Origin of the sequence: Pseudarthrobacter sp. NPDC092202 (genome assembly GCF_044755505.1) — a bacterium.
Taxonomy (GTDB): domain Bacteria; phylum Actinomycetota; class Actinomycetes; order Actinomycetales; family Micrococcaceae; genus Arthrobacter.
Window position 1 is genome coordinate 25,587 of the sequence record NZ_JBIVRG010000005.1, and the last position, 22,061, is coordinate 47,647.

Consider the following 22,061-nt stretch of genomic DNA (forward strand, 5'->3'; position numbering starts at 1 on the left):
TTACAGGGACTTCCCGCGTGAGGAACCCGCCTTATCTGGACAAAAACTAGTGGGGAGGGGTCAGACGATGTCCTTGCTCTTGGCGAACCGGGTGATGGCGCGCTGGGTGCCGCGGTTGGCCAGGACCTGGATGATGGTGCTGACCGAGGCTGAGATCAGTGCGAACGTCAGGGCAGACTGCAGGCTCGTGGGAACGTCCTCGTCCTTCCCGGTGGGCGGCTTGCGCCCGGTGGACTTTTCCCAGATGGTGTTGACCAGCTTGGTGCCGACGAAGCCGGCGCCGAGGCTCACGCCGGTGCCGAGCAGCTTAATGAAAAGGTTCATTCCTTGATACTCCTTGCGGGCGGAAAACGGGCTGTCCCTAGCCTATCTGGCGTTTGCGGGGTCTTTTGCTCAGCTGGACGGGGGTTCCGTGCGGAACTTGATCATCTTGTGCGTCCCGTCGCAATAGGGCTTGATGGCGGAGGCACCGCACCGGCACAGCGCCACGGTTTTGCGGTCACGGGGCACCGGTTCGCCGGACGGCGTGACGATCTCGAAGTCGCCGCGCACAATGAGCGGCCCGTCGGGGCAGACCACGATGGAGCTCTCGGCTGGTTCCTGGTTCATTTGTGCTCCTGCTCTGGGTTGCTGTGGTCATCCATACGGTCCTGGTGCCCGTTTTCTGCACGTCTGCTGTGCCGCAGCCGAAGGTCGGCCTCCGAATGCGCGGCTGTCTTGAGGCGGGTCCCTGCGTAGGGCATGCCTCCGCTCAGCCGGAAGCCAAGCGCGATCCAGATGCAGACCGCGCGCTCCACGCCCCACAGCGGGGCAAACCACACCGTGCTGAAGGGGAAGACCGTTGTGCCCCCGTTCCGCCGCCGTCCGGTCCCGGCGGCAATGGCGGATGCGGCTGCCAGCGAAAGAAGGGCGGCCACTCGGAGCCGCGGGGGCAGACGGGCAGCGGCGAGGACTACCGGAAGCAGTGCGAGTTCCGCGCCGAGCCTCCACGGCTGGGCGAAATCGTCGTAGGCCTGGCGGACGCGTTGCTTCAGGAAGTGCCGCGCCTTCGGTGGCCGCCGTGCCACGAACAGGTCCGGGACAACCTTCTCGCAGCCTCCTGCGGCCTTGATGGTCCTGATCAGCTCGAGGTTTTCGAACAGGACCCCGTCGTACCCCTCTGCCGCCACAAGGGTGCTGCGGCGCAGTGCCAGGGTTCCGGGAAAGTCTGCGGACCAGGCGCGGTTTATCAGCTTCCTCGCCGTATCCCACCGCGCGTGCCACGGCAGGCGGTCGAAGTAGTTCTGCGGCCTCACCACGTCTGCTGAGCTGAGGTGCTGGACGACGGCGGCGAGGGACTCGCGCGTGTAGCGGACGTCGTCGTCGGCAATGACCAGCAGGTCCGCCGTCGAGGCCCTTACTCCTGTCATCACCCCCGCCACCTTGCCGTTTCCGCCGCGGCCGGCGCCGGCTTTACCAGGGCGGTCATTGCCGATTGCGGCCATCGGCCGGAGATGCCGGACGGTGGGCGGAAACACCCTGCGGTGTTGCTCGAACAGGTCCGGCGCGGAGCCGTCCACCACCGTGACGGCAATCCAGTTCGTGAGGCGGCGGAGGTAGGCGGCCAGGTCCGGCAGGTCCGAATCATCCGTCCAGCGCAGGGGCAGGATGTACTCAGCCGTCTTGCCTGGCGCCGGGGCGTTCATGCCGCATCCAGCACTTCCGCCCGCAGTGAGGACACGCCGTTTTCCCAGGATTGCAGGATGTGCGAAGACAACCTGCCGTCCACAGCCATGACCGCAGTGGCGCCGAACAGGACATCCGCCAGGAGATGGGGTTCCGCCTCAACCAGCCCGCCCGCAAGGTCCCGGCCGGCGATCTGCTCGTGGACGGCGTCGGCCTCCACATGCTCGTCGAAGTAATGGGTGACCTCCGTATCGAAACCGTGCCGGCGGAAGCCCCTGCCGTAGAGGCGGTTGGGCTGGGACGAGGTCATCTCATAGATGGCCAGGTGTCCGGTGATGGCACCGCGCAGCCGACGGTTCAGGCCGAACAGCGACATCAGGTTCACGGCCGCGAGGGAGACCGCCGGGACGGCGTCCACGTAGGACCCGTACCCGTCATCCATTCCCAGGCCCCGCATGGTGCGGGCAAAAAGGGCGCTGTGCATACGCTCGGGCCGTCCGCCGCCGTACTCATCCGCCTGGATTTCCACCAGTGCCGCTTTGGCCCGCCCCGAGAGCCTCGGGATGGCGAAGGTGTGCGGGTCCGCTTCCTTCAGCTGGTAGATGGACTTGTGGATCAGGAATTCCTTGAGCTGGCCAAGGCTGGCCTGCTTGGCCACATACCGGGAGAGGCTGGGGCCGCTGTCGCGCCCGGCCAGGGCGAACAAAATGTCTGCCACTTCGTCGCTGGTGACACGGGACTGGGCAGGGAGTTCCAGATCCCCGGCGGCCGCCGCGGCAGCTTCCCGGAGCGCGGCTTCGAACGGCTTTTCAAGGAGCTGGCGCACCCGGACCAGTTCCGGCACCCACTCCCAGTCGTCGCTTACGCCCTCAAGCCCGGAGTAATGGAGCTCGTAGAGGCAGAAGAGCGTCAGCTGGAGGTCATCGTCGCCAATGATGTCCAGAGTTGCCGGAAGGTGGCCTTCCACCGTCCGCTGCAGCGCCGCCAGGGCGCCCTCATCGGTGCCCGGCAGCTCCGAAAGGGCGCTGAACAAAGCGGTGCTGACGGGACCCCTTGCTGTTGGGACTTTCATGATGCTCCTTCGGGTCTGGCGTGTAGCGGGTCCGTGCCCCCGGCGCTGGGGGCACGGCAGGAGATGATGGTCAGCGGCGGCGGGTCCCGGGTGCTGACGAACTGGCGGTGCTGCTGGTGTCCGCTGCGGGAGCCGGCCCCCGGGCGAACATGATGGCCAGGGCAATCATCGCCAGGCCAAGAACCAGGTGGAGCCAGTTGTCCGCATGGTTCGCGGGGATGAAGTTCGCAGGGATGGGATCTCCCACCAGGAGCCCGTACAGCCAAAGGACCAGGTAGATGACGCCGCCGTAAATGAGAAAGTTCCGTGCCTGCGGGTGGGAGCGCGACATCAGGATGCCGGCAGCCCCAAAGAGCAGGTGGACGGCGTTGTGGAGGATGGACACCTGGAAGATCCCGAGCAGCAGCGCTTCCGATGCGTGGCCGGCCAGGCGGAGCGAGCCATAATTGGAGGTAATGCCGGGAATGAATCCCAGGATGCCGGCCAGGCTGAAAACGGCGCCCGTTCCGAGGGCAGCGTTCTGCAGGCCTGTGCGGGCGCCTTTCATGCGGATGCTGGCTGCCATGTGCTGTACTCCTCAAACGCTGGAGACAACATAGTAAGCATGATTACTAATAAATGCTAAGCAGCCTTTGTATTCTGCTGGGGCCGGGCGCCGGCGCACTGAACCCAGGCTGCGCAGTGAACGCAGGCTGCTACCCTCCCGCGCCGTTCCACGCGTACGGGTTTGTGGGCGGGCCTCCGCGGCGGCCGTGCTCGTAGCCTTGCTGCCAGGACTTCCCGACGACGGCCACCAGTTCCGCAAGCAGCGGATAGTAGGGGTGGTCCGGGCCGATGAAAAGCATCTCGTCCGAGGCTTTGTCCAGCGCCGCCCGGACCTGGTTCTCGGATGCTGGACCGGTCACGACGCCCTCCTGGATGGAATACCCGCCACTCGGCTCGAATGTACTCCCGCCGCCCCGGGGGTGTCCATGCACGCGGGGGCGTGCGCCGACGGCGTACCCGTCAGTCCGCGCCGGCCTGCCCGAGGATGTCACGCAGGGCCTCGACAACCAGGTCATGGTCCTGCACCTGCGGTAAACCGGACACGGTGACGGTTGCCACGGCACCCACTCCGGTGACGTACAAGGGGAAGGAGCCGCCGTGCGCGGCGTATCGGGTCTGGTCGAACCAGGCGTTGTCTTCGATCCGTCCCCCTTGGAGCCTGGCGCGCAGCCCCACCAGCAGGGAAGGGGCCTCGTACCGGGCGGCGGTCCGCTTCTTGGCCCCGATCCAGTGCCCGTTGTCCGGCGTTGCCCCCGGCAGGGCGACGTGGAAGAGGACCTGCTCGCCCCTGCTGATGTCGATGGCGATGGGCAGCCCGCGTTCCTTGCCCAACTCCACCAGGAGCAGCCCCAGGTTCAGGGCGTCATCCATGGAAAAGCCGGGAAACTGCAACTCCCGGACCTCCGCCTCAATCCGGGCAATCAGTGCTTCCAGGGATCCCTCCGGCTGGGCAGCCTGGGAATCTGGATCGTACCCGGTCATATCTGGTGGATTCGCAGTCATGGCCCACAATCTACCCCTCCCTGCGGTAAACTGAACCACGCCCAACAGGGCGGATATTTCACCAAACACAATCATTCAACGACAGGGGAGCGCCGCCGTCGGCATCACTGGCCATGCCAGGGACCGCAGGTGGGCGCTGAGAGTGCGGACAGCCGCAGACCCTCGAACCTGATCCGGTTAGTACCGGCGCAAGGGAGTCGAGTTCTCGAAGTGCGCGCAGCGGCAGCAGTGCCGGAAACCGCGCCCACTTTCCCCTCCTGTTCCTCAGGAGGACTACATGGCAACAACAGCAATCAAGAAGCCCGCCGGCAAGTCCTGGCGCGTCGTGGACATCGTGGTGGCGGCCCTCATCGCCGTCGCCGGCGGCGTCATCTTCTGGGCCTGGTCCCAGGGTGCCGCCGCGGTCTCCGGGCCCATGAATGCCGTCTACCCGCCCCTGACCGGCCTGATCGCCGGAGGCTGGATGATTCCGGCTGTCCTGGGCATGCTGATCATCCGCAAGCCCGGTGCTGCGCTCTTCTGCGAGACGGTGGCAGCCACCGGTGAACTGCTCATGGGCTCCCAGTACGGGGCGTCCGTACTGTTCTCCGGGTTCGTGCAGGGCCTTGGCGCGGAGATCATCTTCGCCATCTTTGTGTACCGGAAGTTCAACCTGCCCGTAGCCCTGCTGGCAGGCGCTGCCGCCGGTCTTTTCTGCGGCCTGAACGACTCGTTCGCACCGTGGGGCTGGAACATCGCCTACGCCGCCGGCGACAAGCTGGCGTACATCATCTTCACCGCCATCTCCGGCGCCATCATCGCCGGGGCGCTGTCCTGGGTTGCCACCCGCGGCCTGGCCAGGACTGGTGTCCTGAGCTCCTTTGCATCACGCAAGGCGGCAACGGAGCCTGTCTTCTCCTGATGGGCGCCCCTTCGCGGCAGGAGGCATCGACCCCGGTGCGTCCGGCTGCCGTCACGGCCCGCGGCTGGGGCTGGCGGCATGCAGGGCGCACCAGACCGGCCGTGCATGCCCTCGACCTGGAGATCCGCCCGGGGGAGCGGGTGCTTCTCCTGGGACCTTCCGGTGCCGGCAAGTCCACGCTCCTCCACGCCCTGGCAGGGGTGCTGGGGGACATAAACGACGACGGCGGCGACACCGGGGACTCCGACGAGACGGGCTCGCTGCTGGTTGACGGCGCCGTGCCCCGGGAGCAGCGCGGCCGGGCGGGACTGATGCAGCAGGACCCGGAGACGCAGGTGGTCCTTTCCCGCGTTGGCGACGACGTCGCCTTCGGCGCCGAAAACCTTGCCGTGCCCCGCGACGCCATCTGGGCCCGCGTGCACGAAGCGCTGGACGACGTCGGACTTTCCCACCTGCCGCTGGACCATCCGACGTCGGCCCTGTCCGGCGGACAGAAACAGCGCCTTGCGCTGGCAGGGATCCTTGCCATGCGGCCGGGCCTGATCCTGCTTGACGAGCCCACAGCGAACCTGGACCCGGCCGGTGTGCTGGAAGTCCGCGACGCCGTGGACCGCTGCCTGGACAAAACCGGTGCCACGCTGGTTGTGGTGGAGCACCGGGTGGCTGTGTGGAAGGACCTGGTGGACCGGATCGTGGTGCTGCAGCCGGGCAGCGCCACCGATGATGCCGTGCTGCTTGACGGCCCTCCGGACCAGGTGCTCGCCGAAGCCCGGACCATGCTGGCCGCGGCAGGCGTGTGGGTGCCCGGGTACGTTCCGCAGACGCGGGCCCGGTCAGCAAGCCCGGCCGCCCCCTCCGGAGAACTGCTGCTGGCGGCCGAGAAACTTGCGGTCTCTCGCGAACGCCCCCGCCGCAGCGGCTTTCGGAAAATACCCCCGGTCCCCGTCCAGCAGGACATTTCCGCGCAGGTCCGGGCCGGGCAGGCGCTGGCCATCACGGGTCCCAACGGTGCGGGCAAGTCAACGTTTGCGCTGACCCTCGCGGGGCTCCTGGAGCCGGTGGCAGGCAAGGTTTCCGCAACCCTGGAGCTCAGCCGCGGCGCCGGGATTGACCCTTACGCCTGGAAGGCCGAGGCGCTCATTGAGCGGATCGGTACCGTGTTCCAGGAACCCGAGCACCAGTTCGTCACCGGGAGGGTGCTGGATGAGCTGCTCTTCGGCCCGCGGCACCTTGGCCACGGTGAGGAACGCGTTGACGAGCTGCTGGAGCGGTTGCGGCTGACCCACCTGGTGGACGCAAACCCCTATACGCTCTCCGGCGGGGAGAAACGGCGTCTATCCGTGGCCACCGTGCTGGCAGCGCATCCCCAGGTGCTGGTGCTGGACGAGCCAACGTTCGGCCAGGATGCGAACACCTGGGCGGAGCTGGCCTCGTTCCTGTCCGAGCTTTTGGATGCCGGCACCGCCGTGGTGTCCGTAACCCATGACGCCGAATTCACTGCCGCGCTGGGTGGAACTGAGCTGCGGATGGCTGCGGCTGAACCGGTGGCGCCATGAGGCAGGAGCTGAACCTGCGCGGCAACCAGGCCCTGCTGGCCCGCGCCAATCCCCTGAGCAAGTTCGCCGCCGTCTTCCTCATCACCGCCGTACTGGCCCTTTCGATCGACTGGGTTTCCGCATCGGTGGCGCTGGCTTTCGAATTCCTGCTGTTCCCTCTCGCTGGCCTGACGGTGACGCTGCTGTGGCAGCGCGGCTGGCCGCTGATCCTTGCCGCGGCCGTGGGAGGCTGGAGTACCTCCATCCTGGCTCCGGACAGCGGAAGGACGCTGATCGACGTCGGCATCTGGACCATGAGCGAAGGCTCGCTGGAGCTGGGGGTGGGCTTCACCCTGCGCGGGCTGGCCATCGCCCTTCCGGCCGTGCTGCTGATGAGCTGCACGGACCCCACGGACCTCGCCGATGCGCTGGCGCAGAAGGCGCGCCTTCCGCACCGCTTCGTGCTGGGCACGCTCGCGGCCATGCGGCTGGTGGGCCTGATGGCGGAAGAGTGGCAGACCATAGGAATGGCCCGGCGGGCCCGGGGTGTGGGTTCCCGGGGCAGCGCAATGCAGCGGTTGAAGGCGACGTTGGGGCAGAGCTTCGGGCTCCTGGTCCAGGCAATCCGCCGGGCGTCACGGCTGGCCGTGACCATGGAGGCCCGCGGTTTCGGCGGCGGACGCCGGACGTGGGCGCGTGAATCCACCTTCAGCGCGCTGGATGCCTGGGTGCTAGCCGGGGGCGTGGTGATGGCGGGAACAGCCGTGATTGCAGCCGTGTCCCTCGGAACATGGAACATGGTGTGGCTGGGAAGCTGACACCTGCACCGGTCTAAAGGCAGGAATAGTTGTAGTCGAACCCCCTGGATACGAACTGGGCCAGCACCACCTTGCCGCCGGCGGTCAGGGGCTCCTTGGAGCAGGCGTCCGCCGCGCCGGAGGCGTTCAGCGATCCCGCCAGCCAGCTGGGCAGCACATAGAGATTGCTCGAGCTGCTGACCGTTCCAACAATCCGCTCCCACTGTTGGCCGGTCGAGTAGATACCCACCTTGGCCCCGATGCTGTGGAAGAAGTCCGTCATGCCTTCCAGGACTGTCCGGTTGGCGTCTTTGTCGGTGCGGGACCAGCTGTTCTCCGTTTCGACGTCCAGCCACCAGAAGTAGCTGGCGGGGTGGCTGATCCCGCGGAGGTACGCGTCGTCGTACGCCTTGGCATAGCCGTACATGTAGGCGCAGGCCTTGCCGTAATCCCCGTCTTCGCAGGGGCCGTAAGGGTTGTGGACCGTCTGCCCGGCCGGGTATTCGTCGTTTATGGGCCACCAGGAGCCGGCGGCGCCGGGGTTGGCGGTATTGACGTACAGGGAGACGGTGGGCTGGCCGGGGTGGCCGGCGGAATCCTCTGCCCACCGGAGCTGCTCGGACAGGCAGGGATTCGTGGTGTTGGCCAGGCCGTTGTTGACGCCCACAATGGCAAAAGCCTGGTCCATTGGAAAACCGCCGTTGCACTGCGGCCAGGAGATGTCATTCCCCAGAAGCGACTGCTGCCCCTCGCCGGGTGAGGGCGCAGCGTGGGCGGGAGCGCCGGCCACCAAAAGCAGCGCGGCAAAAAACACGCTCAACATTCCCCGCACGGACCGCACGTTCCCGGCGGATAATTCCCGGTGCGGCTCTGCGCTGCCCCGCAGTTTTCTGTTTGGCGCGGCCTCGCTGGCTGGTGTGCGGCGCATGTTGCCTCCGTTGCCCGCTGGACGAAGGGATCCTCCTCCAGTTTCCCGCCGGCGGCAGGGGAGGTCAAGGTGGCCACGCACCGGCCCCTATCGCATGAGACGGGTAGGGGTGCATTTAGTCGGACCTTCAGCTCCCCGGAATTCCTCGCCCGTAGCTCATCTATGATATAAAATTGACTATGACGCAGGAAACCGCCGAACACGTTGCCGCCATGTTGAGGGACGCCCGAAGTGAGAAGGGCTGGACCCAGGGCCAGTTGGCTTCCGAACTAGGAACGAGCCAGAGCGCCGTTGCCCGGATGGAGCAGGGTAAGCAGAACCTGAGCCTCAAAATGATCCAGCGCCTCGAGGCGATCTTCGACAGGAGCATCGTGAACGTGGGCAAGCCGCAGATGACCCACCTGCGGGTTGAGGGCGGCCATACCCTTTCCGGTTCTGTGGATGTCAACAGCAGCAAGAATGCCGGGGTGGCGCTTCTCTGTGCCAGCCTGATCAACCGGGGAACCACCATCCTTCGCCGCATAGCGCGCATTGAAGAGGTGAACCGGATTGTTGAGGTCCTGACCAGCATCGGCGTGGAGTGCACCTGGCTTAACGACACCGACCTGCAGCTCCGGCGGCCGGCCGTGCTGAACCTGGAAGCCATGGATGTTGACGCTGCGCGCCGCACGCGGAGCGTGATCATGCTTCTGGGCCCGCTGCTGGACGAGTCGGCCAGGTACCGTCTCCCGTATGCGGGCGGCTGCGACCTCGGCACCCGTACGGTTGAGCCGCACATGCAGGCGTTGCGGCAGTTCGGCCTCTCAGTGGAGGCCACCGCGGGCTTTTACAGTGTGCAGGCCCCGCCCGCAGACAGCCGGGACCGGTCATTCGTGCTTACAGAGCGCGGCGATACTGTCACCGAAAACGCCATCATGGCAGCAGCCCACCGTGAGGGTACAACCGTCATCCGGAACGCCAGCCCCAACTACATGGTGCAGGACCTTTGCTTCTACCTGCAGATGCTGGGCGTGGAGATCGAGGGGGTGGGCACCACCACCCTGAAGATCACGGGGCGCCTGTCCATCGACGCCGAGATCGAGTATTTCCCGTCAGAGGACCCCATCGAGGCCATGAGCCTGATCACCGCAGGCATTGTCACCAATTCAGAGGTGACCATCCGGCGCGTGCCCATTGAGTTCATGGAGATTGAACTCGCAACCCTGGGCCAGATGGGCCAGGAGCTGGAGATCTCCGGCGAGTATATGGCCCGGAACGGCCGGACGCGCCTGGTGGACGTCACCACCAAGCCTTCGGAGCTGCACGCTCCGGAGGACAAGATCCACCCCATGCCGTTCCCCGGACTCAACATCGATAACCTGCCCTTCTTCGCCGTCATCGCAGCCAACGCCCAGGGCCAGACCATGATCCACGACTGGGTCTACGAAAACCGGGCCATCTACCTTACGGAACTCAACCGGCTGGGCGCCCAGGTGCAGCTGCTGGACCCGCACCGGATCTATGTCAACGGACCCACAAAATGGCGTGCGGCCGAGGTGGGCTGCCCGCCTGCGCTGCGTCCGGCAGCCTGCCTGCTGCTGGCGATGCTTGCTGCGCGGGGAGTGTCAGAGCTGCGGAACATCTATGTCATTGAGCGCGGCTATGAGGACCTGGCGGAGCGGCTGAACGCCATCGGTGCGAAGGTGGAGTACTTCCAGGACTGACCTTTCACGGTTCGTCATGAAAGGCGGATCAACTCCAAAATCTTCCTGCCTGCCGCAGAATGACAGTATGCGTACATTCGGCGTCGAGGAAGAGCTCCTGATTGTTGACCCGGCAACGGGGGAGCCGCTTGCACTGGCCGATGCCCTGCTGTCCGGGCACAGGATGGCCGCCGATGACGCACCGGGTGCCCATGCGCTGGAAACCGAAGACAAGACCGTTTACGACGACGACGAGATGGGCTTGAGTGCCGAGCTTAAGCTTGAGCAGATCGAGACCCAGACGCGGCCCTGCCTGGAGTACGGCGTACTGCTGGACCAGATCCGTGCCGGCCGGACGCTTGCGGACCGGGCTGCCCAAAAGAACGGTGCCCGGGTGGCGGCGCTTGCCACCTCGCCCTTGGCCTCCACCAGCCATACGACGCCGGACCCCCGGTATGCCCTGATGCTGGAGCGCTTCGGCCTCACGGCGCAGGAGCAGCTCACGTGCGGCTTCCATGTGCACACGTATATCGAATCGCCGGAGGAGGGCGTGGCGGTCCTGGACCGGATCCGGGACAAGCTTGCCGTGTTGACCGCGTTGAGCGCGAACTCCCCGTTTTGGAACGGTATGGCGACGGGCTTCGAGAGTTACCGGACGCAGGCCTGGAACCGCTGGCCCACGTCCGGACCCGCGGGGATCTACGGGACCTACCCCGCGTACCGTCGGGTTGTCACGCGGTTGCTGGACAGCGGAGTGATGCTGGACGAGGGGATGCTCTACTTCGACGCCAGGCTTTCCCGGAATCACCCCACTGTGGAAGTGCGCGTGGCCGATGTCTGCCTCCGGGCGGAGGACGCTGCGCTCATCGCGCTCCTGGTCCGCGCACTGGTGGAGTCCGCCAGCCGGGAGTGGCGGGACGGCGTGGACCCTGCGCCGGTGCCCACTGTGCTGCTGCGGATGGCTGCATGGCAGGCAAGCAGCAGCGGGCTCAGCGGGGAGCTTTTGGATTTCGGCACGTTCCGGCCGGCCCGGGCCACGGATGTGGTTCGTTCGCTGGTGGATTACCTCGCGCCCGTCCTGGACGAGCAGGGAGAGCTCGCGATCGTCCGCCAGGGTGTGGAGGACATCATCGCCCGTGGCACCGGGGCAGCGGAGCAACGCCGGGTCCGGGACAAGGCCATGGCAGGTCCTCCGCCCGAAGATCTCGGCCTGGGCGCCGTTGTGAACCACGCTGTCAACATCACCATGCGGGGTGCCCCCGACCTCGCGGAAGTGGAAGCTGCTCCGGACCTGCTGCGCGTCCGGCAGTCCTAGGCAGCCCTGGGCAACCTTGTGCAGCCCTGGGCGTCAGCCGATTCTGGTCTGTCCTGCAGCCCTGGTCTGTCCTACACCCTGGCCTGACATAAAGAGCCGAAAGGGACGCTTCCAGCCATAGGTGCCACTTCGGGAACGGGTCGTTGGGGAGTTCATCCTCCGTGGGTCCGGGGTCTTCCGGCAGGTCCACGTCTGGCGGATCGAAGTCATCGGGCGGGTCTCCACGTCCTGAGGCATCCCAAAATGCTCAACAAAGCCCTGGAGGTCCCTGCCTTCGAACGCAGGCAAAACCGGTTGTCCTGGATCCGGCTGCTTTGCAGCACTCCACATGTCAGTAACCCAGCCTGGCCAGTGGGGTGGTTCCCAGTCCTGGTGTTCGCTTTTGTAGTGCCGGCCGGTGGGTGAGGTCCAGCCGGGCGGTTCATTTTTGGTGGCCGGTGTTGGTATCCACCCGCTGGAATGCCGAAGTTTGTGGTGCTTCGGGCAGGGCTGTCCGAGGTTGCTGATGCCGGTGGTTCCGCCGTGCTGCCAGGCCAGGAGGTGGTCTGCCTCGTTGTCCAACGAGTTGTTGTTGCAGCCGGGGAAGGGGCATTTGCCGTCCCGCATTCGCAGCCAGTTCCGCATGGCTTTGGTGACCCGGTAGCTGGTCCGGCCGATCTCCAACGGGGCCCCGTCCCTCGGATCAACCAGGACCCGGTGGAACGAATCCGTCCCGTTAGCGACGAGTTCGCGGGCCATGGACGCCGGTACCGGACCGTGCCCGTCCAGCATCGCGGGCTCATCCGTCAGTCCCATGAGGGAGAATACCGGCACGGTGACGAGCACCTGCGCCCGGATGGACGTGCCCTGGTCTGTGCCGGAGCCGGTGCTGCTGTCGCCAGGGCCCGAGCCGGTGCTGCTGTCGCCAGGGCCGGTGCCGGAGCCTGTGCTGTCTTTGCCGTGGGTGCAGTCTATGTGGCCAGCGCCGCTGGTGAGGCCCGCGGTGGCGAGGACGTCTGCGCGGAGCTGGGTGAGAGTGCGCGCCTCGTTGGGGCTTTGCATTCCCCGGGAGAGGGCGGTGAGCCGGTTCCAGATCGCCAAGCCCTGGTCAGCGGGTAGGTAGGCCGAGAGCCAGGCCATGCCATCCTGGCCAGGTGCGTACTCCACCCGGCGCTCCGCCACACCCTTGGCGTGGCGGTTCTCCAAAATGATTCGGGATGGTGGCGTTCCCGCCAGGTCCTGGCTTTGGCCCTGAACCGGTACGCCGGCATCTCCCCGATCGTTGCCGCTCCGGGCGGTCTGGGTGTGTCCGGATCCAGGAAGTGGGCCTCCAGGGCCGCGGCACCGGCCGGGTCAAGCGTGGCAGCCTCCTCCGCCATCCCCCGGGCATGGGCCCAGGAGATCGAGCCGCCCTGCAACGCTGCGAGGGTCCGGGGCAGGGACGTGGTCAGGGCGTGGGACTCGGCCAACAGGGCACCGGCGGCCCGGTCACTGATCACCAGTGCGCACCCGACCTCCGCCACCAGGCTCCGCTGCTGGGCCGTGGCCTCATGTGGTGAGGACGGTGGTCCGTTCAGCAGGCCCGTGGCGGCAGCGAGCACCTGAACCGCCTGCGCCTTCAACGCCGCCAGCTTCGCCTCCGATCGCGCCACTCCCGCCAGAACCCACAGTGCCCGGTCAGCAACCCGCTGCAACGGATCATCCAAAGCAGCAGCAGGACTTGGGGTGGCTTCGGGGCTAAGCCCTCCGGCGTCAACCGCAGCGTCCCTGCCATCCAATACAGCAGCTAACGCAGCGACGGCAGCCACAACGGCTGCCTCCGCCTGCTCAACCGCCGGGTCCGTTTCCATACAGACATCATCCTGCGGGGGTCTGACAAAAAGGACCATACGGCAGGGGCTGTGGATAACTAGTGGCCTGCTGGATATCCACAGCCCTGGCGGCACCCCCGCAGGCATGCAATACTCGGCGCGTGACGTCGTCGTACTCGTTCAAAGCGGAACTCTGGCTGTACCCCGGCGAGGCTGGCTGGCATTTCCTCACCCTGCCCCCGGACGTCGCGGACGATGTCCGCGCACAAAATGCAGGGCGCAGCAAAGCGTTCGGCTCAGTCCAGGTGAGTGCGGAAATCGCCGGCCAAACCTGGCAGACCTCGCTCTTCCCGGACACCACAACAGGGACGTACCTTTTGCCGGTCAAGAAGGCTATCAGGGCCAGGGCGCGAATCAGCGAAGGCGACTCCGTGGAAGTGAACCTGTCCGTTCAAGGCGCCTGATTCCCGGTGCAACCCTAAATCTGCTTGAGCGCCTGCTCCAGGTCGCCAATCAGGTCGTCCACATCCTCCAGGCCAACGGAAAGCCGAACAACGCCGTCGCTCAGGCCAATAGCGGCCCGCCCCTCCGGCCCCATGGCGCGGTGCGTGGTGGTGGCCGGGTGGGTGATGAGGGACTTGGCGTCCCCGAGGTTGTTGGAGATGTCGATGATCCGCAGGCCGTCCAGCAGCGCGAAGGCGGCTTCCTTCCCCGAGCGGCCCCCGGAGGGAGCCAGCTCCAGGGTGAGGACCGTGCCGCCGGCACTCATCTGCTTTGCTGCCAGCTCATACTGCGGGTGGGACTTCAGCAGCGGATACTTCACCCAGCTGACGGCCGGCTGTTCCTCCAGCCACTCCGCGAGCCGCAGCGCGGTGGCCGAGGAATGGTTAACACGCAGCGCCATGGTTTCCAGGCCCTTGGTGAGGACCCAGGCGTTGAAGGCGGACAATGCCGGGCCGGTGTGCCGCATCAGCTGCTTCACGGGGCCCTCGATGAACTCCTTGGTGCCCAGGATTGCCCCGCCGAGCACCCGGCCCTGGCCGTCGATGTGCTTGGTCCCGGAGTAGACAATGACGTCCGCGCCAAACTGCCCGCAGCGCTGCAGCAGGGGAGTGGCAAAAACGTTGTCGACGACGACGGTCGCCCCGGCCGCGTGAGCCAGTTCGCTGACCGCCGCGATGTCCACGATCTCCTGCATGGGATTGGACGGCGATTCGAAGAAGACGGCGGTAGTGGGCTGGGACAGGGCCTCGCGCCACTGCTCCAGGTCCGGTCCGTCAACGAAGACCGTCTCCACGCCCCACCGCGGCAGGATTTCGTTCAGGATCACGAAGCAGGACCCGAACAGCGAACGGGCGGCCACTACACGGTCGCCGGCACCGAGCAGGGCACCCAGGGCGGTGAACACGGCCGACATTCCGGACGCGGTGGCAAAGCACGCCTCTGTTCCTTCCAGGAGGCGGAGCCGCTCCTGGAACGTTGCCACGGAAGGGTTGCCGTAGCGGGAGTAGACAAAACGCTCGTCCTCGCCCGTGAAGGCGCGCTCGGCGGCGGCGGCAGATTCGTACACGAACCCTGAATTCAGGAAAATGGCTTCACTGGTTTCCTGGAAGTTGGTGCGGTCCAGGCCGCCGCGCACGGCCTGGGTATCGGGGCTCCAGCCGGCGGCGTCTTCGTTGAAGGTCACTTAGATCTTTCCCAGGTTTGTTGGCAGGCCGCGGTTCTTCCAGCCGTTGACGGTGCGTTCGCCGAAGCGGTCGGGGTCGCCTTCAAAGCCCTCCAGCACGTTGTAGGAGGTGAAGCCGGCCTGGGTGGCCGCTATGGCCGCCGCGATGGACCGCTGGCCGGAGCGGCACAGGAACACCAGTTCAGTTGCCCGGTCTTCGGGCGCCTGCTGGTTGAGGTCGTTGATGAAGTCAGGGTTTGGAATGCCCCCGGGGAAGGTCCACTGGATGAACAGCGGATCGTTCTCTGTTGCCTTGGTGTCCGGGATCCCGATGTGGGCCCATTCGCCCTCGGTGCGTACGTCCACCAGGATGGCGCCTTGTGCCAGCTTGTCCCAGGCCTCCTGCGGCGTCAGGTCTCCTGCGTAGCTCATGCGTGGCCCTCGCCGTCGAACTCAAGGTCGTCGCCTGCGGACTCGAGGTCATCCACGGCATCCGCCACTGCGGCGTCTGCCGAGGCGATGGCTGCCGGCAGGACCACGGCCTGTGCCACGATCACGCTGGTGCCGTTGAAGGTTGCGGCGGGGCTGCCGTGCAGCACATAGCCTTCCGCCAGGGCGTTCGAGATCCGCTCGCAGAATTCACGGTTGTCCGGGCCGCTGATGAGGCGGTAGGACAGTTTTTCTTCAGGGGCAGGTGCGTCAGACACGACGGATCTCCTTCTCTCACGCTTGCAGCTCGAATGGTCGATATGCCGAGTATTCACCTGAGGCACCCCGCCGTGGAAGGAGGGTTGCCGACCGGCCAGTCAGGGCTTGGCGCCGGTACTCATTACTCCCCAAAAACGTAACACTTGCCGCGCACCGCCGCACCGCCGTCGTCGTCATGTTGCGTAACTGAAGGATGCTGTGCGGAGGCACGGCACCAAAGATGCATGCGCCACGTCCGTTCAACGTACGACGGCGGCGCCACCTTGGGCATGCAGGTGCCAGGTGCCTGCCACCAGCGCCAGCCCGGATAAAGTTTGTCCAGGGGCGCCGCCCCGTCACTTGAGGAATAAGTCCCTGGGGGGTCTCATCAGCACGCTATCCGCTCCCGCACGTCCCGCCCCGAGCGGCCGCCCGCGGCCCCTCCACCGGATGGCTGCCGTCCTCGCCGCCGCGCTGATGGCCGTCCTGGCCGTGGTGGTGCCCGCCGGGCCGGCGCAGGCGGCCCGAAACCTCCCGGAGGAAGGCAAGCCGCTGCTGGGCGCAGTCCTCGAATGGGGAGAGGACACCGCCGGGGGCTTCTCCGAGCGGCTCGGGGCATCCCCCGCGATCTTCGGACACGACATCACCTTCCCCTTCCGCGCCTCGGAAGAGAGCGACATCCGGGGCTTCCTGGAACAATCCGCCGGACAGGGCGCCGATGCGATGCTCACGGTAAGGCCTGTTGTCCCGCTGGACCAGGTCACCCCTGACGCCGCTGCAGCTTTTGCCGGGGAAGTGCGCCGGATAAAAGGTGACTCTAAAGGCCAGCTGCTCATCCGCTTCGCTCCGGACATGAATGCCAGCTGGGTGGAGTGGGGCCAGCAGCCGGCCGCCTACCGGCAGTCATTCCAGGCGGTGACAGCGGCTTTCCGGGCGGCCGGGACCGCCGGCGGTTATGCCATGGTGTGGGAACCGTATTTGGGCAGGGACTATCCCTTCGAACGGAACCGGAACGCGCCCGCGCCCGGAACCGAGGGGTTCTCCCTGTTGGACACCAACGGCGACGGCGCCTGGAACGGCTCGGACAAAGCCTACGAACCCTACTACCCCGGGGACGACGCCGTGGACTGGGTGGGCTTGACGGCCTACCACGATGACACTGCAGGGGGCACCGCGGTCAACACCGTTCCCCGCGCCGGTGAGCTGCAGGAGATGCTGACGGCCTCCGGCGGGGAAAACTTCTACGGGACGTATGCGGCGGGGCGGGACAAGCCCTTGATGCTGCAGACTTCGGCCTTTTACAGCCCGTCCGCCGGAGGTGCCGCGGAAGCGGAGATCAAGGACAGCTGGTGGGGCCAGGTCCTGGAAGTTGCCGGATCAGCCGGTTTCGCGATGACGGGCGCGGTGGTCTGGGACGAACGCACCAGTACACGGGACACGGGTGTGGCCAGTATCGACTGGCGCCTCACCGGAAACGCGGGGATTGCCGAGGCTGCCCGCACCCGGCTTGAGGGATCCCCGGTGGTGACGGGGCCGGTTACCGATGTCGCCCCAGGTGCATCGTTCGTCAGGTCCAACACGCTGTCCGGGGCGGCCGCCTGGAGCGTGGGGGCGGCCCTCCTCATCCTCCTGGTGGCACTGTGGCAACTCCCCGCCAAAGTCGGTGCGGTCACGGCCTGGGGCTACAGCGACCCGTCCAGCAGGGACTCCCGCGTGGACCTGCTCCGTGGCCTTGCCATCGTCTTTGTGGTGGTGAACCACCTGGGCCTGGTGTCGCTGTTCCAGCTCCTGACCCAGGAGGCGGTGGGCTTTGTTTCGGGCGCCGAGCTGTTTGTCCTGTTCTCCGGGCTGGTGGTGGGCATGGTCTATGGGCCCAGGGCGAAGGACGACTTTGGAACGGTGGTGGACCTTACTTCGCGCCGGGCAGGAAAGCTCTACCTGACGGCGCTGGTGGTGCTGGTGGGCGTCTTCCTCTTGTCGCTGCTGCCGGTGTTCCGGACAGATGCGCTCACGACCTTCGTGGACCAGGGCACGGGCGGTGCAGGGCACGAAGGTGCCGGCCGCAGCTACGACCTCTATGCAGGCATGGAAACGCTGTTCCAGTTCCCCGTGCCGCCACAGGTTCTTCCCGCCATCCTGCTGCTCCAGTTCGGGCCGTGGCAGTTCAACGTGATGGGCCTGTACGTGGTGCTGCTGCTGGCCAGCCCCCTGATCCTCGCGGCCCTCAACCGCGGTAAAGCCGTGTGGGTGCTGGCGGCATCGCTGGCCGTGTACGCGGCGGGTACGGTGACGCGCTTCCGGATCCTGCCGTCGCAGTTCGAGGATTCATTTCCCCTGCTGGTGTGGCAGGTGCTGTTCGTCGTCGGCCTGGCGGCCGGGTTCCACCGGCGGAGGATCGTGGCCTGGCTTTCAGCGCACCCCTGGGCGGTTGCGGCCTGCACCGCCCTGGCCTTCGCGTTTGCCTTCCTGTCATGGGGCAATCCGTACCTGGCCAACGGGTTTGACGTCCGCCTGGCGATCATCCCGGACACCGCGTACCGGGCCATGTATGACCTGTTCTTCGGACGCACCTACCTCGCTCCGGGCCGGCTGCTGAACGTCCTGGTCCTGGTGGTGGCGGCCTATGCCTTCCTCACCGCGTACTGGAAGCCGGTGCAGCGCGCCCTGGGCTGGTTCCTGGTCCCCCTGGGCCGCGCCACCCTCTATGTGTTCATCATGCATGTGGTGCTCATAGCCGTCGTTGCCAATATCCCTGCCCTCCAGCAGGGAAACATCCTGGTCAACACGCTCGCTTATGCCGTAGTCCTCGGGCTCCTCTGGGTGATGGTGCGGACCCGGTTCCTCTTCAAAATCATCCCCACCTAAGGACGCGACCTCCGCGGAGGCTTATCTGAACTCACTCATGGCTGCGGCAGGATCAGCTGGTGGAGCAGATGGTCCTGCCACCGGCCTGCGATCTTCAGGTATTGCGGCGCAACCCCAATCTCCCGGAACCCTGCCCGCTGCAGGATCCGCTTGGACGCTGTGTTGTGCAGCAGGGTGGCAGCTTGGATGCGGTGCAGGCCAAGCCCGGTGCGGGCGTAGTCGACCGCGTGCAGAACGGCGGCCGTGCCAATCCCTTGCCCGGTGAGTTTGTGGTCCACCCAGTAGCCGAGGTTCGCGCTGAGGAAGGGGCCGCGGACGATCCCCGTCAGCGTGACTGTCCCAGCCACGCGCCCGCCCGCCCGGCCGGTGCGCGGCGTGCCCCCGCCGTCGTCCTCTTCCTGTACCAGTACCCACGGAACTTCCGAGCCCAGCGCGTACTGGCCGAGCTTGGCGCGGATTATGTCCGACTGGTGCCCGCTGGTAAAGAACGCATCCGAGCGTTTCGGCTCCCATGGAGCCAGGTGCTCTCGATTGCGCGCGTAGGCCTCGGACAGCGCGACGGCGTCCGCGGCCGTGAGCAACCTGATGCGTAGTCCTGCGCGCAGGTCAGCGCTGCTGTCAATCATGTACGGATCCTTTCGGGCGGGGCGCTGTGGATGCAGCGTATCCGGCCGCCGCCAAGAAGAGATCCGCAGGAAAAGGAATGGCGTGGACCCCGTGCCCGGAGGCACGTGGTCCACGCCGTTGTCCGTCTGCTGTGGCTTTGCTATACGAGCCCGGGGTAGCTCGCCAGGATGTAGTCGGCGGCAGCGGGGCCCTTCATGCGCAGCCCGTTGTGGCCGGAGGCAATCCTGCGGTGGCTCATGGCTGCCCAGAAGTCCGATTCAGGTCCCGGTTTCTGCTGGTTGATAAAGCACCAGCTGGTGTACAGGCCGTATAGGCGGTCACGGTCCAGCGTGGATTCCGAGGCCTGGTCGAGGTAGGTGGCTTCTTTGAGAAAGAGGTCGAACTGCGAATGTGCCATGACGGCTTCCCTTCGCTAAGTGCGGTGGTACTGCCGTTCGGCTACAGCAGCGAACCTCAATGCCGTGCACAGGGCAATGGAGTGTGGATGAAGCCGCAAAACAGGTGGGCTGCTGGATCAGCGGCACTACGAATTTGCTGACTACCGAATTGTTGGTTCCGGGCGGTGTCACTGCCGCATCTACACTGTAGACTTTAGCCGTAGACAACCAATCAGGCAAGCGCATGGAATTTCCCTCCATATTGAGGGGCTTGCCGCCACCCAGGACGGAAACCATGGCCTCCGCGAAAGTCCCCGCAACCATCACCGGGCCGATCCAAAAGCAGCGTCTAAGCCGGGAGCTCGTGCTGGCGAAAGCGCTCGAAGTGGTTGATGCGGACGGCCTGGACGCGCTGACGATGCGCCGCCTCGGCCAGGAACTGGGCCGGGACCCGATGAGCCTCTACCGCTATGCGGAGAACCGCGCCGCGCTGCTGGACGGGGTCACCGAGCTGGTGCTCAATGAACTCACCATCCACCCCCAGGATCCCGACTGGAAAGCCCAGCTGCGCCAGATCGCGCACGATCTACGCCGCCTGGCCCTGCAGCATCCCAACGTGGTGCCACTGCTCGTGACCAGGCCGCTCTCCACCCCGTTGGGACTGCGGCCGCTGGGCACCCTGCGTCCCCTCGAGCAGATCCTCTCCCTCCTGATCGGGGCAGGCTTCAGCCCGGCCGACGCCCTCCACGTCTACCGCGCCTACTACGGCTTCCTCTATGGCCATATCCTGAACGAACTCCAGGAATTCGTGGTGGACCCGGAGGAGAACGAAGCCTTGCTGCGGCTCGGCCTGCACCGGTTGCCCGCCAAGGAGTTTCCGCGGCTGCGGGCACTGGCCCCCGCCCTGGCCGAGTACGAGGGCTCGGCCGAGCTGGACCAGGGCGTCACCATCCTGCTGTCCGGGCTCGAAGCGCAGCTTTCACTGCGTCTGGGCAGCTCGGCCGGCTAACCGCCGTCCGCAAGTGCCACGCCGCGACCGGCAAGCGCCAAGCCGCCGTTGAAAACTCCCTGCGGACGCCGGACCGGGAACGGAACTACTCGAAGGAAGCGCGGCGCCTGTCCTGGGCGCGGGTGGCCCAGACGTCCGGCCGATTGACCTTGAAGCGGCGGCCCGTGAGCGCGCGGGCCGACAGCCGGATGTAGTTCGCCTTCTCGCCGGGCTGCCATGGTTCAAGCCCTAGGCTGTCCACGGCATCCTTGTCCGCCTGGTCTTCGATGAGCTGGGTATCCCCGCGCAGCACCACGCTCCACGCCTCTTCGGTGTGGGGATCGTAGCCGTCGATTTCCAGGGCCGCAGGCCGTTCGGACAGTGCGCTCCAGAGTTTGGTGACGCCGGCCGTCCGGAACGCGATGCTGCGGCGGTGCACCACGTAGTTGATCGGGAAGATCTCCGGGTGGCCATCCACTACCACGGCAAGGCGGCCGACAGTGTCATTAGCCAGGAGTTCCCAGCATTCGTCAAAGGTCAAGGTGCCATCCGGCTGCGTTTGCGAGTCCATGAAGCACACCTTACGGCCACTGTCGCTGCGGAACCTAGAGTGCAACGGCCCGAATCGCAGGCCGGGCTACTGGATGCCCGCCAACAGTTCGTTCAGCTCTGCGGTGAGCTCCTTCTGCACCGACGGCGTGCCCACCTGCTTGCCGTCGATGTGGTTGACCGGGGCCAGCAGCCGGACGCTGGAGATCAACCACACAGCGTCGGCGTCCAGCAGGTCCTGCGGCTCCAACGGGCCGTAGCCCAGTTCCCATCCTGCTGCCTTGGCGGCGGTGAACAGTGCCCCCTGCGAGGTTCCGGGCAGGATCCCGCTGTCCAGCTGGGGCGTGATGAGGCGCTTCACGGACGTGCCGTCGTCGGCCTTTTCCACGTGGGCCAGCAGCACGGTGGACGTGGGGCCCTCCAGGACCCGGCCGTCCGTGGAAATGAAGATGACGTCGTCCGCGCCCTGTTTGTGGGCGTGCCGCAGGGCAGCCATGTTGACGGCGTAGGAGAGTGTCTTGGCTCCGAGCAGCAGCCAGGGTGCGCGCTCGGCGGCGTCGCTGTCATAGCCGCGGTCCAGGAGGATCACATCGATCCCGGTTTCGCGCTGGCGTCGGGCGCCTTCGCCCACGGGCGAGACCTGCACCCAGCAGGTGGGAGCAGCCGCGCCCTCCACGCTGCGGGTCACCACAAGCTTCACCACCAGTTCGTCCGCGGCGGTGGGAGGGTTCTGGGCCCGGTGCTCGGACAGGGCTGTGGCAATGGCGCGGCGCCACTCGTCCTGGCCCGGGATGGCGAGGTCAAGCGTGTCTGCGGAGCCGTCTAGACGGTCCAGGTGGGCCTGGATTTTCCGGACGTTTCCGCCCACGGCCAGCATGGTCTCGAAGACACCGTCACCGCGGGTGGCGCCCTGGTCTGTCACCATCAGCTGCGGCTGGGAAGCGTCGGCCAGCCGGCCGTCAGGGTAAGTGGGGTCGAGGAAAACGAGAACCACGGGCGCTGGAGAGGTCATGGGTCCAGCTTAGTGCGGCGCCCCACAGATAAGCTGGGCGAAGTGCCCTGGCTGGAA

Annotated in this window: 23 protein-coding genes, 1 pseudogene and 2 riboswitches; of the genes and pseudogenes, 8 read left to right on the top strand and 16 right to left on the bottom strand. The window is 66.2% G+C overall.

The window, feature by feature from the left end:
* Positions 1 to 60 precede the first annotated feature (60 nt).
* The 7 genes from ACIQF4_RS09995 to ACIQF4_RS10025 all read right to left on the bottom strand — a co-directional run bounded on the left by ACIQF4_RS09995 (position 61) and on the right by ACIQF4_RS10025 (position 4,285).
* Positions 61 to 324, bottom strand: a complete 264-nt coding sequence (locus ACIQF4_RS09995; RefSeq protein ID WP_350004092.1) for a DUF4235 domain-containing protein — start codon at positions 322 to 324, stop codon at positions 61 to 63.
* Positions 325 to 393: 69 nt separating this feature from the next.
* Positions 394 to 609, bottom strand: a complete 216-nt coding sequence (locus ACIQF4_RS10000) for a CDGSH iron-sulfur domain-containing protein (protein ID WP_350004091.1) — start codon at positions 607 to 609, stop codon at positions 394 to 396.
* On the bottom strand, positions 606 to 1,685 hold the full coding sequence (locus ACIQF4_RS10005) for a glycosyltransferase (RefSeq protein WP_400515953.1): 1,080 nt from the start codon (positions 1,683 to 1,685) through the stop codon (positions 606 to 608). The genes ACIQF4_RS10000 and ACIQF4_RS10005 overlap by 4 nt, the downstream gene beginning before the upstream one ends.
* Positions 1,682 to 2,737 carry an iron-containing redox enzyme family protein gene (locus tag ACIQF4_RS10010; protein WP_400515954.1) on the bottom strand — a complete coding sequence of 352 codons (1,056 nt, stop codon included), beginning with the start codon at positions 2,735 to 2,737 and terminating at the stop codon, positions 1,682 to 1,684. Before ACIQF4_RS10010 ends, ACIQF4_RS10005 begins: the two co-directional genes overlap by 4 nt.
* A 70-nt stretch (positions 2,738 to 2,807) precedes the next feature.
* Positions 2,808 to 3,302 (bottom strand): DUF4383 domain-containing protein, encoded by a 495-nt coding sequence (locus tag ACIQF4_RS10015; protein ID WP_400515955.1) that lies wholly within the window; start codon positions 3,300 to 3,302, stop codon positions 2,808 to 2,810.
* 130 nt (positions 3,303 to 3,432) lie between these two features.
* The gene (locus tag ACIQF4_RS10020) at positions 3,433 to 3,642 is read right to left on the bottom strand and encodes a hypothetical protein (RefSeq protein ID WP_350004087.1); all 210 of its coding nucleotides are present in this window, start codon (positions 3,640 to 3,642) and stop codon (positions 3,433 to 3,435) included.
* A gap of 100 nt (positions 3,643 to 3,742) precedes the next feature.
* Positions 3,743 to 4,285, bottom strand: a complete 543-nt coding sequence (locus ACIQF4_RS10025) for a heme-degrading domain-containing protein (protein WP_400515956.1) — start codon at positions 4,283 to 4,285, stop codon at positions 3,743 to 3,745.
* A gap of 73 nt (positions 4,286 to 4,358) precedes the next feature.
* A riboswitch (TPP riboswitch) is annotated at positions 4,359 to 4,498 on the top strand.
* Positions 4,499 to 4,562: 64 nt separating this feature from the next.
* On the opposite strand from ACIQF4_RS10025, the gene ACIQF4_RS10030 reads away from it, so the two are divergent.
* From ACIQF4_RS10030 to ACIQF4_RS10040, 3 genes are read left to right on the top strand one after another with little or no spacing between them, the layout of a single operon-like run.
* The gene (locus tag ACIQF4_RS10030; RefSeq protein ID WP_350004085.1) at positions 4,563 to 5,186 is read left to right on the top strand and encodes an ECF transporter S component; all 624 of its coding nucleotides are present in this window, start codon (positions 4,563 to 4,565) and stop codon (positions 5,184 to 5,186) included.
* Complete coding sequence (locus tag ACIQF4_RS10035) at positions 5,186 to 6,742, top strand: ABC transporter ATP-binding protein (protein WP_400515957.1); 1,557 nt, start codon at positions 5,186 to 5,188, stop codon at positions 6,740 to 6,742. The genes ACIQF4_RS10030 and ACIQF4_RS10035 overlap by 1 nt, the downstream gene beginning before the upstream one ends.
* Entirely contained in the window at positions 6,739 to 7,539 is an 801-nt protein-coding gene (locus tag ACIQF4_RS10040; RefSeq protein ID WP_350004083.1) for an energy-coupling factor transporter transmembrane component T, read from the top strand. Before ACIQF4_RS10035 ends, ACIQF4_RS10040 begins: the two co-directional genes overlap by 4 nt.
* Before the next feature lie 13 nt (positions 7,540 to 7,552).
* On the opposite strand, the gene ACIQF4_RS10045 is transcribed toward ACIQF4_RS10040, so the two are convergent.
* On the bottom strand, positions 7,553 to 8,341 hold the full coding sequence (locus ACIQF4_RS10045; protein ID WP_400516072.1) for a hypothetical protein: 789 nt from the start codon (positions 8,339 to 8,341) through the stop codon (positions 7,553 to 7,555).
* A 284-nt stretch (positions 8,342 to 8,625) separates the two neighbouring features.
* On the opposite strand from ACIQF4_RS10045, the gene ACIQF4_RS10050 reads away from it, so the two are divergent.
* Both ACIQF4_RS10050 and ACIQF4_RS10055 read left to right on the top strand, forming a co-directional pair.
* Positions 8,626 to 10,149: a UDP-N-acetylglucosamine 1-carboxyvinyltransferase gene (locus ACIQF4_RS10050; protein ID WP_400515958.1), complete on the top strand. Its 1,524-nt coding sequence runs from the start codon at positions 8,626 to 8,628 to the stop codon at positions 10,147 to 10,149.
* Between the two features lie 67 nt (positions 10,150 to 10,216).
* Complete coding sequence (locus ACIQF4_RS10055; RefSeq protein WP_400515959.1) at positions 10,217 to 11,443, top strand: glutamate--cysteine ligase; 1,227 nt, start codon at positions 10,217 to 10,219, stop codon at positions 11,441 to 11,443.
* A 341-nt stretch (positions 11,444 to 11,784) separates the two neighbouring features.
* Here ACIQF4_RS10055 and ACIQF4_RS10060 read toward each other — a convergent pair.
* Positions 11,785 to 13,272: pseudogene (locus tag ACIQF4_RS10060) on the bottom strand (DUF222 domain-containing protein); the annotation flags it as partial.
* Positions 13,273 to 13,394: 122 nt separating this feature from the next.
* On the opposite strand from ACIQF4_RS10060, the gene ACIQF4_RS10065 reads away from it, so the two are divergent.
* Positions 13,395 to 13,697, top strand: coding sequence for a DUF1905 domain-containing protein (locus ACIQF4_RS10065; protein WP_350004079.1), 303 nt, complete (start codon positions 13,395 to 13,397; stop codon positions 13,695 to 13,697).
* A 14-nt stretch (positions 13,698 to 13,711) separates the two neighbouring features.
* On the opposite strand, the gene ACIQF4_RS10070 is transcribed toward ACIQF4_RS10065, so the two are convergent.
* The 3 genes from ACIQF4_RS10070 to ACIQF4_RS10080 are packed head-to-tail and all read right to left on the bottom strand — an operon-like array spanning position 13,712 to position 15,606.
* Positions 13,712 to 14,920 carry an O-succinylhomoserine sulfhydrylase gene (locus ACIQF4_RS10070; RefSeq protein WP_350004078.1) on the bottom strand — a complete coding sequence of 403 codons (1,209 nt, stop codon included), beginning with the start codon at positions 14,918 to 14,920 and terminating at the stop codon, positions 13,712 to 13,714.
* Complete coding sequence (locus ACIQF4_RS10075; RefSeq protein ID WP_400515960.1) at positions 14,921 to 15,331, bottom strand: rhodanese-like domain-containing protein; 411 nt, start codon at positions 15,329 to 15,331, stop codon at positions 14,921 to 14,923.
* Positions 15,328 to 15,606 carry a DUF1737 domain-containing protein gene (locus ACIQF4_RS10080; RefSeq protein ID WP_188812037.1) on the bottom strand — a complete coding sequence of 93 codons (279 nt, stop codon included), beginning with the start codon at positions 15,604 to 15,606 and terminating at the stop codon, positions 15,328 to 15,330. The genes ACIQF4_RS10075 and ACIQF4_RS10080 overlap by 4 nt, the downstream gene beginning before the upstream one ends.
* Positions 15,607 to 15,619: 13 nt before the next feature.
* Positions 15,620 to 15,733: riboswitch (SAM riboswitch) on the bottom strand.
* 303 nt (positions 15,734 to 16,036) lie between these two features.
* On the opposite strand from ACIQF4_RS10080, the gene opgC reads away from it, so the two are divergent.
* Positions 16,037 to 18,451 carry an OpgC domain-containing protein gene (opgC, locus tag ACIQF4_RS10085; protein ID WP_400515961.1) on the top strand — a complete coding sequence of 805 codons (2,415 nt, stop codon included), beginning with the start codon at positions 16,037 to 16,039 and terminating at the stop codon, positions 18,449 to 18,451.
* Positions 18,452 to 18,486: 35 nt separating this feature from the next.
* Here the strand turns inward: opgC and ACIQF4_RS10090 are convergent, their stop codons facing one another.
* On the bottom strand, positions 18,487 to 19,077 hold the full coding sequence (locus ACIQF4_RS10090; RefSeq protein WP_400515962.1) for a GNAT family N-acetyltransferase: 591 nt from the start codon (positions 19,075 to 19,077) through the stop codon (positions 18,487 to 18,489).
* 140 nt (positions 19,078 to 19,217) lie between these two features.
* Positions 19,218 to 19,475, bottom strand: coding sequence for a hypothetical protein (locus ACIQF4_RS10095; protein WP_231455181.1), 258 nt, complete (start codon positions 19,473 to 19,475; stop codon positions 19,218 to 19,220).
* 275 nt (positions 19,476 to 19,750) lie between these two features.
* Between ACIQF4_RS10095 and ACIQF4_RS10100 the strand changes: the two genes are divergently transcribed.
* Positions 19,751 to 20,464 (top strand): TetR/AcrR family transcriptional regulator C-terminal domain-containing protein, encoded by a 714-nt coding sequence (locus ACIQF4_RS10100; protein WP_400515963.1) that lies wholly within the window; start codon positions 19,751 to 19,753, stop codon positions 20,462 to 20,464.
* Between the two features lie 85 nt (positions 20,465 to 20,549).
* On the opposite strand, the gene ACIQF4_RS10105 is transcribed toward ACIQF4_RS10100, so the two are convergent.
* Together ACIQF4_RS10105 and ACIQF4_RS10110 are read right to left on the bottom strand one after the other, a co-directional pair.
* Positions 20,550 to 21,014 carry a pyridoxamine 5'-phosphate oxidase family protein gene (locus tag ACIQF4_RS10105; protein WP_231455179.1) on the bottom strand — a complete coding sequence of 155 codons (465 nt, stop codon included), beginning with the start codon at positions 21,012 to 21,014 and terminating at the stop codon, positions 20,550 to 20,552.
* A gap of 66 nt (positions 21,015 to 21,080) precedes the next feature.
* Entirely contained in the window at positions 21,081 to 22,004 is a 924-nt protein-coding gene (locus ACIQF4_RS10110; protein ID WP_400515964.1) for an aminodeoxychorismate lyase, read from the bottom strand.
* Between the last annotated feature and the right edge of the window lie 57 nt (positions 22,005 to 22,061).